Genomic DNA, 13364 nt, shown 5'->3' on the forward strand with positions numbered 1-13364 from the left:
TATCAGGCCGGACGCTTTGCATCCAGCAACAAAAGATGCGACCAGACCGTGGCCAGCAGCGACTTGGGCCAATGCGCGCTCGGCACCAGGGCGTAGCCGTCGGCGGCGTCGCGCAGCTCGGCCGCCGCGATTCCGACCGGCATGCCGAAGTGAGGGGACGCCGGACCTGCACTATGTAGTATGCGCACTTCCAAGCGGGCGGTCGGCAGGGGCCATGCGTGCCAGTCGATCCATGCGGCGTGCGTCCCGGAACGTTGTCCCTCGCTGTAGCCGGCCTTGCCCAGGATCGCGGCCAGATCGGGTTGCGTCATGCTCAGGCCCGGGGGCGCCAGCAGGCAGTCGCCAGTCAGCTGCGCCGCCGGGGGCAGGGCGGCCGGGGCGCCGGTCTGGTCGATCAGGGGCGTGAGCAGGTAGTCGGCCAGATGGGAGCGCCATGCTTCGGCCTCGCCAGCCGCTGCGCCCGCCGGATGCCAGAGGGCGATCCGGGCCTCCGGCGCCAGGGGGAACGGCTTGTCATCGGCATCGATCAGTGAAAAATCCTCGGCGAGGCCGAAATCCGGCGTCAGGTCGTCGATCAGCTCGCCCATGGCGCAGTTGCGCCGCTGCGCCGCCGCATCCAGCGCCTTGACGGCCGCGTGGATCACCGGGCCTTTGAGCTTGATCGATTCGGCCGCTTCCATCACGCGCAACAGGGCGTACGGCGTATCGAGCGCGCTCAGCTGCGCGAGGGCGACCACCGCGCGCGGATATTTGCTCTTTTTGCCCCAGGCAAACACGGCCGCACCAAGCGGCTCGGCAATCCGCTCGTCGGCGCCATTCGCCAGCAGCCGCAGCATCGAGCGCAGTTTGGGTTCGCCCTCGCCGGCGATCCAGGTCTGCACCGCGTGCAGGGCCAGGCGAGCGCGCCGGTCGGCCGAAAGCTGGGCCAGCAGGGCCGCGGCGAGCGGCGGCAGCGCTTCGTCGCCGGTGGCCGCCAAGTGCAGCGCGGCGCGCGCCGCGTGCCCGGACAAAGGCTGGAACAGCGCCAGTACCTCCGCATGGTCGAGCGGCTTGATGGCGGCCGACCAGCGTGTGATGCCGGCCGCCTGCGCTTCCAGCTGCGCCAGCGACGGCGCGGCGCCAGCGTCAATCGGAGCCAGTACGGCTGCCAGCGCACTGGCGGAGGCCGGATCGAGCTCGCCCGCAGCCAGCATGCCGGCCAGCAGCGGCGCGGCGGCCGCCTGGTTCGGGTGGGCCAGCAACAGGTCGCGGCACGCCAGGCGCAGGTTCTTGTTGCGCACCGTGAACCAGCCCGCCGCGCACATCTCGTCAAGGTCGAGGTGGGCGGACGCGGCGACCACTGCGTCACGCACCGCTTTCGAGCTGGTTTTGGCGATCATGGCTCCCAGTTCCGGCAAGATCGCACGCAGCAGGTCCGTTGGCAACAGCGGAATCAGCAGGTCCAGCTTGCCTGGCTCGGCTGTGAGCAGGAGCGTCGGCTGGCGCGACAGGATCGCGTGCAAGATGCCTTCATAGGCACTGATCGCGCGGCGGCTCTGCGTCATCAAGGGAAACAACAGGGGGAGCAAGGCTGGGTATTGCTTTTCCCATATCAGGCTGGCAAGGGACGGGCCGAACAGCGCGCCTTGTTCGCGCAGCAGCGTGGCGAACAGGGCTGGGTCGGACGTGATCAGCTGGTCCGCAGCCATAAGGAAATCGTCGCACGCTGCCGCGTCGATCGCGTCCAGCACGGTAGCGCCCAGGGCCTTGCGCAACGCGATATCGCAGTGGGCCATGTAATCCATGACCTCGTGCCCGCGCCCCGCGCGCAGGCGGGCGGCAATCTCGCGCTCGATCACCCAGACGCCGTCCAGCGTCAGGTCGACATCCATCTCCGCCAGCGGAACGAGGAAGCGATGAGTGTCTTCCATCGGTCAGGCGACCCGTTTCGCCTCAAGCAGTTGCAGGTGCGACCACAAGGTGGCCAGCAGCGCCTTCGGCAGGCTGGCGGGTGCGACCAGCTTGTAGCCGCCGCCGAGGGCGCGCACCGCGATGCCATGCACCTCGATCGGGGTGCCGAGATCCATGAACGGCGAACAGAAACCGTTTTCGAGCCGCACTTCCAGCTGGGCCGCAGGCAGCGGCCATTCATGCCAGTCGATGGACGGCCCATCGCCCACCGGCCCCTGGCGGTAGCCGCACTTGCTGGCAATCGCAGCGTAATGTTCCTGGAACACCTTCAGGGCGGCGGGCGCCAGCAGGCGTTCGGCCGTCATCGACGCGGCGGGAGGCAGTTCGGCCGGCGCGCCGGTCTGGTCGATCAGGGGCGTGAGTTCGTAATCGGCAAAGTTGCTGCGCCATGCCGCGATTTCTCCCGCGCGCGCGGTGGCGGGATGCCACAGGGTGACGTGCGCATCGGGCGGCAAGGTGACTACCTCGTCGTTCGCTTGCAGCAAGGAAAAGTCTTCGGCGATACGGAAACTGACGCCGGAAGCCCCGTCGGTTTGCCAGATCAGGCTGCGGCCCATGATTTTGAGCAACGGATGATCGAGAAACAGCTGGGTCCAGCGCGACGCAGTCCAACTCCTGGCGGTCACGAACGCGGCCAGCATGCGCGGCGCCTGGAGCTTGGCGACCGCTTTCAGGCTGGCGGACAGGATCTTGAACTGGCTGGCCGCCGCTTCCCATGCCTCTTTCAGGCTGTCTTCCTTGTTCGCAGGCAGCGATTTCGAGGCCTTGCCTTTGGCGTCGACCAGGCGCAGGCTCAGGTCGCCCTGCAACACCACCTGGTAGCTTTGCGCACCGACCGTCAAGGTGATGCCCTGGCCGAGCCCGAAATCCGGGGTCAGCTCGTCGAGCAGGTCGCCCAGGCTCAGCTTGCGCCGCGCGGCGGCCGCGCGCAAGGCATAGGCGGCGGCGTCGACCACCATGCCCTTCACTTTGCGCGATTCGGAAATCTCCAGCACGCGGGCCAGCGCGTAGGGTGAATCGATCAGCTCAAGTTGCTCCACTGCCACCACCGCGCGCTGTTTCCTGGTTTTGCCCCAGGCGAATACCGTCGCGCTGAGCAGGTCGACGATGCGGTCGTCCGCGCCGCTTGCCGCCAGGCGCAGCATCCAGCGCATTTTCGGCTCGCCATCGTTGCCGATCCAGGTTTCGGCCAGGCGCTGGGACAGGCGCGCCCGGTTCTCGGGCGACAGTTGCGCCAGCAAGTCCGTGGCCAGCGGCGGCAGGGCGTCGCTACTGGTCGCGGCCAGGTGCAGGGCGGTGCGTGCCGCGTGGTTGGACAGCGGCTGGAACAGGGCCAGGGTCTCGGGATTGTCGACCTGGGCGATGGCGACCGACAGGCGCTTGATGACGGACGCCTCGAATTCGATCCGCTCCAGTTCGCTCGTAAACGGGCCGGCTGGCGCTGGCGCCCGCGCGGCAACGACCGCCGCCGCGCCGGCCTCGGCCGCCTCCAGGCTGGCCAGCAGCGGTGCGGCGCCGGCCTTGTCGGGGTGCGCTTGCAGGATGTCCTTGCACACTTTGCGCAGGTTCTTGTTGCGGACCGCCAGCCAGCCGGACCCGGCAATATCATCGATGGCGAGCTTTTTCGCTGCCTTGACCATGGCCGCGCCGAGCGCTTTCGAGGTGCTCTTGGCGATGACCGTGCCCAGCACCGGCAGCAGGGTGCGCACGATGTCCGTGGTCAGCAGCGGGATGATTTTTTCCATGCTGGCGCCCGGGATGGTCAGCGCCAGCTCCGGCTGGCCTGACAGCATCGGACGCAGGGTGTCGCGATAGCCGTCCAGCGAGTGGTAACTTTCCAATATCGTCGGCAGCAGCGCCGGCAGCAAGCCCGGATGTTGTTTTTGCCAGATCAGGGTGGCGATCTTGCCCGAAAACAGATAGCTTCTCTCGACCATCAAGGTGGCAAACAGCGCTTGGTTGTCAGCCATGAGCTGATCGATCGCCTTGAGGAAAACCGCCTGATCGCCTTTGTCGCTGCGGTACAACGTACCCAGTAGTGTTTCCGCCATCGCCCGCCGGAGTTCCGGCGTGGCCTGCGGCCAGCGCCACACGATCAGCGCGGGATCGCCGATGTCTTGCTGGTGCTTGTCGAAACGCTCCGGGTGTAGATGAAAGAAATCGTGCCAGGCGAGCCAGCGTTCGCGTCGTGGCAGGGCGTCGCTGCGATGCCTGTGCAGCACGATCGCGTCATCGAAGTAGCGCTCGTGCTGGGATGCGTAGGCGAGCAGGTCCGCAGGATCGCTCAGGCATCGCATCAGGCGGGTCCGATTGCGGTCGAAGTCCTCCTGCGCTGTGCCGTTCAGCGCGCGCAGTTCCTGGTTCCATGCGAGCAGGCTGAGCGCTTCATCGCGCGGCATGCCGTCGTACGGCAGCAGTTCGATGATGTTATCGAGCACGAATGTTGCGGCTTCTTCGAGGCTGCCGGCCCCGCTACCTGCCGCGGCGGCGGCGATCAGCGTGGTGCAAATCGCGCGCAATTCATGCGAGAACGCGGCGTCGCGCTGCCGCGCATCCGGGTACGGTTCGGGAAACTGGATATGGCGCGGCGCGGTCAGGCGGAAAAACCGCAGCCACAACTGGCTGCTACGGCGCCAGACGGCGTGTTCCCGCTCGACGTGTACCAGCTGTTTCAGGACGTAGCGGTCGCATTGCTGGATGAAGGCGATCACTTCCTGCTCGCGGCCGTTCTCGAAGCGCTCGCCGAGCTCCCTGGCCAGCGCATCTTCGCCGTGGGCTTTGATGCCAATCTCGTTCAATGGTTTTGTGGAAAGGAGGGTATCGTTCACGGTCTGTTCTTGTTCGTTCATGATCCTGGTCTATTGGTTGCGCTTGGCGTCAAGTAATTGTAAATGCGACCACAAGGTGGCCAGCAGGGGCGCGGGCAGGCTGGCCGGCGGCACGGCCGCGCCGGTGCCGGTGTTCCATATCCGGATCCCGCGGACCTCGATCGGCTTGCCGAGTTCCATCATCGGCGAGCAGTAACCGTTTTCCAGATGCACCGCCAGCTGCGCCGCCGGCAGATGCCATTCGTGCCAGTCGATCGACGGCCCGTCGTTCACCGGCCCCTTGCGGTAGCCGCAGCGGGTCAGGGTCGCCGCCAGCTGTTCCTGCACCACGCTCAGGCCGGCCGGCGCCAGCACGTGCTCGGCGCTCATCGATGCCTCGGGCGGCAGGGCAGCCGGCGCGCCGATCTGGTCGATCAGGGCCACGATCTCGTAGTCGGCAAAATTGCTGCGCCAGGCCTCCGCTTCACCAGCGCGCGCGCTGGCCGGATGCCACAGGCTGAGCTGTGCATCGGGCGGCAAGGCGAGCACCTCGTCGTTGGCTTGCAGCAGCGAAAAGTCCTCGGCGATGCGAAAACTGCGCGCATGCTCGCCCTGGATTTGCCAGATCAGGCTGCGGCCCATGATCTTGAGCACCGCGTGATCGAGAAACAGCTGGGTCCAACGCGCCGCGCTCCAGGTCTTGGCGGTGACCAGGGCGGCCAGCATGCGCGGCGCTTGCAGTTTAGCCACCGCTTTCAGGCTGGCGCTGATCGTCTTGAACTGGCTGCTCGCCATGTCCCAGGCCTCGCGCGTGGCGTCATCCTTGTTCGCTGGCAGGGTTTTCGACACCTTGCCCTTGGCGTCGACCAGGCGCAGGCACAGGTCGCCCTGGAGGACGATGCGGTAACTGGCGTCGCCGACCGTGAGCGAGATGCCCTGGCCGAGGCCGAAGTCCGGGGTCAGCTCGTCGAGCAGTTCGGCCAGGGCCAGCTTGCGCCGCGCGGCTGCCGCTTTGAGCGCATCGAGCGCCGCCTCGGGGATCATGCCCCTGACCTTTTTCGACTCCGAAATTTCCAGCACCCGCGCCAGCGCATACAGCGAATCGATGCCCGCCAGTTGCTCCACGGCGATCACGGCGCGCTGCTTGCGCGTCTTGGCCCAGCTGAACACCGTCTCGCTGAGCAGGTCGACGATGCGGTCGTCCGCGCCTTCGACGGCCAGTTGCAGTACAAAGCGCAGCTTGGGATTGCCCTCGCTGCCAATCCACACTTGCACCAGATGCAGCGCCAGGCGCGCGCGCGCTTCGGCCGGCAGTTGCGCCAGCAGGGCCCCGGCCAGCGGCGGCAAGCCGTCGTCGCCGGTCGCGGCCAGGTGCAGCGCGGCGCGCGCCGCGTGTTCGGACAGCGGCTGGAACATCGCCAGCAGTTCCGGATTGTCGAGCGGCTTGATGGCGGCCGACCAGCGCTTGATGCCGGTCGCCTGCGTTTCCAGGCGCGCCAGTGCGGCCTCGCCCGTCTGGGGCTCGGCGGACGGCGTGCCCCGGGCCAGGTGCGCCTCCACCGAACTTGCCGTTGCCGCGTCGAGCTGGCCGGCGGCGAGCATGGCCGCCAGCAGGGGGCTGGCGCTGGCCTGGTCCGGATGGGCAATGAGCAGGTCCTTGCAGGCCAGGCGCAGGTTTTTGTTGCGTACGTTCAGCCAGCCGGCTTGGACGATATCGGCGATGGCCAGCGTTTTGGCCGCCTCGGCGATGGCTTCGCGCAGCGATTTCGAGGTACTTTTGCCGATCAGGGTGCCCACGTCCGGCAGCACAGTGCGCAGCAGCTCCGCGCCCAGCAGCGGGATCAGCTGGTCCAGGTTGGCCGCTACCGCGCTTTGCATCAGATCGGGCCTGCTGGAGAGCATCTCCAGCACCAGCTCGCGGTATTGCCCCACCGAATCGCGGGACCCCGTCATCAATGGCATGAGAATAGCCACCAGGCCGGGGTATTGGCGTTGCCAGATCAGGGTGGCGGTGGCCAGGTTGAAGTTGTAGGGCCGCTCGCGCAGCGCGATGCCGATGAAGGCTTCATCGGTGCGCACCAGTTGATCGATGGTCTCGGCGACACACGCCTGGTCGGCGCCGTCATACCAGCGCATCATCTGCAGCAGGCTGGCGAGCATGTCTTCGCGCAGTGTGGGCGGGGCGGCGTCCCAGCGCCGCAGGATCAGCGCCGGATCGCCGAGTGCGCTGTGATGGCGGTCGATGTACTCCGGGTATTGCTGGAAGAAATCGTGCCACGGCAACCAGCGCGTGCGCAGGTCGCCCGCTGGCGCGCGGTCCTTGAAGACCTGCAGCGCCGTCTCGAAGTAGCGCTCAGCCGTGGCGGACAGGGCGATCAGGTCCGCCGTGTCGTCCAGGGTCCGGACCAGGTGGTGGACGCTGTTGTAGCCCTGGCCATCGGTCCAGCCCGCGGCACGGCTCAGGGCCAGGTTCCATTCCAGCAGATTGAACACGCGCTTGCGCGGGATGCCGGGATACGCCAGGCGGTCGATAATATTGCGCATGACGAAAATGAGGGCATCCTTGCGGGCGCCGGTGCCGGCCAGGTACTGCTCGGCCAGCTCGCACAATTCGCGCGAAAAGGCTTCGTTGCGCTGCCTGCCAGCCTCCCATGCTTCGCGCAGCAGAACGCCGCGCGGCACGGTCACCCGCGCCAGCGCCAGCCAAATCGCCGCATCGGTTTCCCACGCAAGATCGCCGCTTGCATACCCCAGCTGATTCAAGACCGATTCGTCGCATTCCCTCAAGAAATCGACGACTTCCTGTTCGCGCCCATTCTTCAGGCGCAGGCTGATTTCGCCGGCCAGGACGTCGCGGTTGGCATAGCTGCCGTCGATCTCGGCGAGCGGGGTTGCGGAGAGTGGCGTATCGGTCATGGAAGCTTTCGGTTCAGTGGGCGGGGCGCCGCCCAGGACATGAAAAATGGAATTGTAGCAGTTGAGAAACTTGCTGTGATTACACATTTGAAGTTCTGCCAGGCGCGTACCCGAGCGGGCGTCGGGCTGCGCCTGGACTGGCTGGCGGCCTATTTGACCGCGGCCAGGATGGTGCGGTCGAGCACGTCGAAGGGAAATGCGGCCTTGCTCAGGTTGTAATTCTCGCCGGTGAACACGGCGACGATCTCGAGTGCCGGGACGATCATGATGAACTGGCCGCCGTTGCCGTCGGCGTAGATGACGTCATAGGATGTACCTTTGACTGTCTCTACACTGCGCCACCACAAGTAGCCGTAACCATTGCGTTGCGGCAGGCTGGCAAACTGCGTGTGCTGGCGCGTCGATTCGGCGATCCACGCCGCCGATACCAGCTGCTTGCCATTCCACTGTCCCTTTTGCAAGACCAGTTGGCCGAGCCTGGCCATGTCGCGCGGGCGCAGCTGGATATGGCCGCCGGTGTCGGTCTGGGCGCCGTTGTCGAACGAGGCCCACCTGGCGCTCTTGATGTTCAGCGGGCCGAACAGGAATTCGTCGGCGAACGCCGGAATCGGCTTCTTGCTGGCCACGGCGATCACGCGGCCCAGCGCGACCGGATTGCCGGTGCAGTAGCGCGTCACGCTGCCGGGCGCGGCGTTCGCCTGGATGCCGGTGTAGAAACGCAGCCAGTCGGTCTGCTGGTACATCTTGTCTTCGTGGCCGGGCGAACTGGCGCTCCAGTCATTGCAGTCGAGCCCGCTGCGCATGGTGAGCAGGTCGTCGAGCTTGGGGCCGAGCCGGAACGCCGGCGCGTTAGGATACAGGGGGGCAAGGTAGCTGCCCAGCGTATCGCTCACGGCGCCGACCACGCGCTGGTCAATCGCCACCCCCATCATCAGCGAGGTGATACTTTTGGTCGCCGAACGGAGGTCGTGCAGGGTGTCCTTGTCGTAGCCGTTCCAGTAATGTTCCAGCACCGGCTTGCCGTAGCGCGTGACCAGCATGCTCGACATGCCATGGCTGGCGGCGTCGGGCAGCTTGGCGACGCCATCGGCCAGCACGGCCCCGTCCATGCCGACCTCGGCGGCGGGGACCAGGGTCCAGTTGTCGCCCGGGTTGGGCGCGACCCGGACCCTGGTATCGGCATTGTTGCCGTTCGTGCCGCCGGGATTGCTTTTGCCGCCATCGCCGCCGCCGCAGCCGCTCATGGCGGCGACCATGGCCAGCAGGCAGGCGAGGGCGCCGGTGGAGCACGCAGGCGGGCGCGGGGACAAGCGTTTGGACTGGGTATTGTTCAAAGTATCTCCATGTAATTATCGGCTTGTCTTTACAGCGACAAGGGCCCCAATTACATCACACGTACGATACTTCCGGTAATCAATATTTCTTTCGATAACATTGCGTTGCGGTCAAGGCGCGCCGCAGCGGACGCCGCACGCCGGGCTGGCGGCTTCGAGCGAGGGATCGGCCGGGCGCAGGTCGCAGCCATGCGGCCCGGTGGCGGGCCAGAGAGCGTCAATCCCACTGAGGTGCCAGCCCGGCAGGACTGACTTCGCGCCCGTTGCGCTCCAGCGAGGCAATCCGGGCCATGTCGTCCGCGCTCAAACGCATTGCCTGTGCCTTCAGGTTGCTGGCCAGATTCTCACGCCGGGTTGACGACGGGATCACGGCATAGCCAAGTTGCAGTGCCCACGCCAGCGCTACCTGGGCCGGCGTGGCCTGGTGGCCGCTGGCGATTTCCATGATCACCGGGTCGCTCAGCACCTTGCCGTAGGCGAGCGTCATGTAGGACGTGACGGGAATGCGCTGTTCCCGCAGCCAGGCGACGAGTGTGCGGTTTTGCAGGTAGGGACTCAGTTCGATCTGGTTGGTGGCGATGGCGTCCTTGCCGACGGCGCCGATGGCCAGCCCGGTATCGGCGATATTGAAGTTGGAAACGCCGATCAGGTGCGTCAGCCCTTGCTGGCGGGCGCGCGCCAGGGTCGTTACGGCCGCCTCGACCGATACGCCTTTGCCTAGCGCCGGCCAGTGGATCAGGGTCAGGTCGACCGCGTCCAGACGTAGTTTGTCCAGGCTTTCTTGCAGGCTGGGGACTAGTTTGTCGTCGGCGTAGTTGTCGACCCAGATCTTGGTGGTGATGAACAGCTCGCTGCGCGGCACACCGGATTCGGCGATCGCCTGGCCGACCTCGGCTTCATTGCCGTAGATTTGCGCGGTATCGATGGCGCGGTAGCCCAGTTCGAGCGCGTTGCGCACCGAATCGATGACAACTTGCCCTTGCAGGCGAAAGGTGCCGGCGCCAAAAGTCGGAATGCTCATGTGAATGTCCTGGTTCGTGTTGAAAGTCGATCCAGTATGGGCCGAAGCGGGTTGCTGAAACAGTGGCGGGTGGACACAAGATCTGTGCTTCCAGGTCAAATGTGGGTGCTCCAAAGGTCCTTTCCACGCTTGATTACGTGGACAGACGCGAGAATCGGAAATCGCAGTGGGTCGCGCCGCCAGCCAAGGTTTGCGTCCTTTCCAGGCGGATGCCACGGGTAGCATAGGCGTCGACATCGAGCCCGCAAATGTTCGGCAAAATCTCCTCGTCTCCATGGCGGGCTGCGAATTTGCAAAAGCCGCAAGCGGTGTAGTTGATGCCGAATTCAAAGTTATCACCCGGTCCAGGTTCGACAAAATCGCAGACGAAATCTTGCGGAAACTCGGACTGATGGCTGGCTGTAACACTTTTCGCAGCGTGCTCGCGCAGCAGGGACTGATTTTCCGGCGACATGAATTGACGGCCCGAGGCGAGACGTTCCGCTTCGGGCACGGTGAGCAACTGCGTTTTGTAGGTCTTGCGTTCGATGTCGCCGATCACCGGCAGCGGCAGGCCGCGTCGTCGAAGTACGCGGCTGATGGCCATAAAGCCGATGAGACGCATGAAAAAGTCGCTCATACGGCTTGCCGTGCCGCCGACATAGGGCATACGGGTCAGCACGACGGCAAATTCGCCCATCACCTCAAGCCTGATCTCATCGATATCGGATAGCTGCATGCACTCGCACAAGAGCGGTTCGGCAAGGTCGAGGCGATGGCGCATGGCGGCCTCCATTGCAGCGCGATGCGACTCGTAAAAGGGATGGATGATCTCAGTCACGGGACACCTCTCTGATATACACATCAATATCGCCCATCGGCTTCTGCGCCGGGGGGCGTCCGCGCGGCCGCTGGCAGCGCGGCGGAATTGGGGGGCACCGATCGGATTGTACCGGCTCTCGCTGACGCTTTCCATCCAGTTCACAGGCTTTCCCGACTGGAGGTGATCGCCTCGACAAGGTCGACGGCAGCTATGCTGTGAGGGCAAAAGCGACGATAATGCTGGCTCACCCATTTGAACACTCTTTTAGAATTCCCCCATGGAAATTAAGGTCAACTTTCTCGATAAGCTTCGTCTTGAAGCCAAGTTCGATGATTTCACAGTGGTCGCCGACCAGCCCATCCGCTACAAGGGCGATGGCTCCGCGCCTGGTCCGTTCGATTACTTCCTTGCCTCATCGGCCTTGTGCGCGGCTTACTTTGTGAAGTTGTATTGCGTAACTCGCAATATTCCTACCGAAAATATCCGTCTGTCGCAGAACAATATCGTTGATCCGGAAAACCGTTATCAGCAGATTTTCAAGATCGATGTCGAGCTGCCGGCGGATATCTCCGATAAGGACCGCCAGGGCATTCTTCGCTCCATCGAGCGTTGCACGGTAAAGAAAGTGGTGCAGGCCGGCCCCGAGTTCGTGATTAACGAGGTCGATAACCTGGATGCCGATGCGCAGGCCTTGCTGACCTTGACGCCGGCGTCCGACGCGAGCACCTATATTCCGGGCAAGGATCTGCCCCTGGAGCAAACCATCGCCAATATGTCCGGCGTGCTGGCCGGCCTGGGCATGAAGATTGAAATCGCTTCATGGCGCAATATCGTTCCCAATGTGTGGTCGCTGCATATCCGCGATGCGCACTCGCCGATGTGTTTTACCAACGGCAAGGGATCGACCAAGGAAAGCGCGCTGGCGTCGGCCTTGGGCGAATTTATCGAACGCCTCAATTTCAATCACTTTTACGGCGGTACGTTCTGGGGCGACGACATCGCCAACGCGCCGTTTGTCCATTACCCCGACGAGCGCTGGTTCAAGCCCGGCCGCAAAGATGCGCTGCCGGCCGAGATTCTCGACGAATACTGCCTGGAAATCTACAATCCCGATGGCGAGTTGCGTGGGTCCCATCTGTACGACACCAACTCCGGCAATGTGGAGCGCGGCATCTGTTCGCTGCCGTACGTGCGCAAATCGGACGGCGCGGTGGTCTATTTCCCGTCCAACCTGATCGAAAACCTCTACGTCAGCAATGGCATGAGTGCCGGGAATACGCTGGCCGAAGCGCAGGTGCAATGCTTGTCGGAGATTTTCGAAAGGGCGGTCAAACGCGACATCCTGGAAGGTGAAATCGCCTTGCCCGATGTGCCGCAGGAGGTGCTGGCGAAATACCCTGGCATTCTGGCCGGCATAGCCGGATTGGAAGAGCAGGGCTTTCCGGTGCTGGTCAAGGATGCGTCGCTCGGTGGGGCTTACCCGGTCATGTGCGTGACCCTGATGAATCCGCGCACGGGCGGCGTGTTTGCCTCGTTCGGCGCGCATCCAAGTTTCGAAGTGGCGCTGGAACGGAGCCTGACCGAACTGCTGCAGGGGCGCAGTTTTGAAGGCTTGAACGACTTGCCGCGACCGACCTTTGTCAGTAACGCCGTCACCGAGCCGAATAACTTTGTCGAACACTTCATCGATTCCAGCGGCATCGTGTCGTGGCGCTTTTTCAGTGCCAAGGCCGATCATCCGTTTGTCGAATGGGATTTCTGCAGCCCGGGCGACAACGCCAATGCCGAGGAAGCCGCGACCTTGTTCGGCATTCTGGAAGACATGGGCAAAGAGGTATACATGGCGACGTACGAGAATCTGGGCGCCGCCGCCTGCCGCATTCTGGTGCCGGGTTACTCGGAAGTCTATCCGGTCGACGATTTGATCTGGGATAACACCAACAAGGCACTGTTGTTCCGCGCCGATATCCTGAACTTGCATCGTCTGGACGAAGCCAGCCTCGAAGCACTGCTTGAGCGGATGGAAAACAGCGAGCTGGACGAGTACGCCGACATCGCCACCTTGATCGGGATCGAGTTCGACGAGAACACGGTTTGGGGGCAGCTGACCACGCTGGAATTGAAGCTGCTGATTCATCTCGCATTACAGCAATTCGAGGAGACCCAGGAGCTGGTGGAAGCCTTCCTGCAGTACAACGACAACACGGTCGAGCGGCGACTGTTTTACCAGGCCTTGAACGTCGTGCTCGAGGTGCTGCTCGATGACGAATTGGAGATGGACGATTATGCGGTCAATTTCCGCCGCATGTTTGGCGACGCTCGCATGGATGCGGTCATGGGGTCGGTGGACGGCAGCGTGCGCTTCTTCGGATTGACGCCGACCAGTATGAAACTGGAAGGGCTCGACAAGCACGAACGCCTGATTGACAGCTACAGGAAAGTGCACAGCGCACGCGCCAGGGTTGCGGCTGCATCCAGCAAGGGCGGCGCAGTCTAGCCAATCCCGGGCGGCGACGTCGCACAGGGCCGCACCG

General features: G+C 64.1%; 7 protein-coding genes. 1 reads left to right on the forward strand and 6 read right to left on the reverse strand.

All coding sequences use genetic code 11. The annotated features are described in order from the left end of the window. Nucleotides 1-2: 2 nt before the first annotated feature. From F2P45_RS18675 to F2P45_RS37020, 6 genes are all read right to left on the reverse strand, one after another. Nucleotides 3-1910, reverse strand: coding sequence for a DUF4132 domain-containing protein (locus F2P45_RS18675; RefSeq protein WP_166878365.1), 1908 nt, complete (start codon nt 1908-1910; stop codon nt 3-5). A gap of 3 nt (nt 1911-1913) precedes the next feature. Then, complete coding sequence (locus F2P45_RS18680; RefSeq protein ID WP_166878367.1) at nt 1914-4799, reverse strand: DUF4132 domain-containing protein; 2886 nt, start codon at nt 4797-4799, stop codon at nt 1914-1916. Nucleotides 4800-4808: 9 nt separating this feature from the next. Then, nucleotides 4809-7673, reverse strand: coding sequence for a DUF4132 domain-containing protein (locus F2P45_RS18685; protein ID WP_166878370.1), 2865 nt, complete (start codon nt 7671-7673; stop codon nt 4809-4811). A gap of 149 nt (nt 7674-7822) precedes the next feature. Then, a complete protein-coding gene (locus tag F2P45_RS18690; protein WP_166878373.1) occupies nt 7823-9007 on the reverse strand; it encodes a serine hydrolase domain-containing protein in 1185 nt (394 codons plus the stop codon). 217 nt (nt 9008-9224) lie between these two features. Next, the gene (gene dkgB, locus F2P45_RS18695; protein WP_166878375.1) at nt 9225-10028 is read right to left on the reverse strand and encodes a 2,5-didehydrogluconate reductase DkgB; all 804 of its coding nucleotides are present in this window, start codon (nt 10026-10028) and stop codon (nt 9225-9227) included. A 133-nt stretch (nt 10029-10161) separates the two neighbouring features. Beyond that, nucleotides 10162-10848, reverse strand: coding sequence for an L-2-amino-thiazoline-4-carboxylic acid hydrolase (locus tag F2P45_RS37020; RefSeq protein ID WP_166878377.1), 687 nt, complete (start codon nt 10846-10848; stop codon nt 10162-10164). Nucleotides 10849-11107: 259 nt separating this feature from the next. Between F2P45_RS37020 and F2P45_RS18705 the strand changes: the two genes are divergently transcribed. Continuing rightward, nucleotides 11108-13327: an OsmC domain/YcaO domain-containing protein gene (locus tag F2P45_RS18705; RefSeq protein WP_166878379.1), complete on the forward strand. Its 2220-nt coding sequence runs from the start codon at nt 11108-11110 to the stop codon at nt 13325-13327. Nucleotides 13328-13364: the final 37 nt, after the last annotated feature.

Source organism: Massilia mucilaginosa, from assembly GCF_011682145.1.
Taxonomy (GTDB): Bacteria; Pseudomonadota; Gammaproteobacteria; order Burkholderiales; family Burkholderiaceae_D; genus Telluria_A; species Telluria_A mucilaginosa.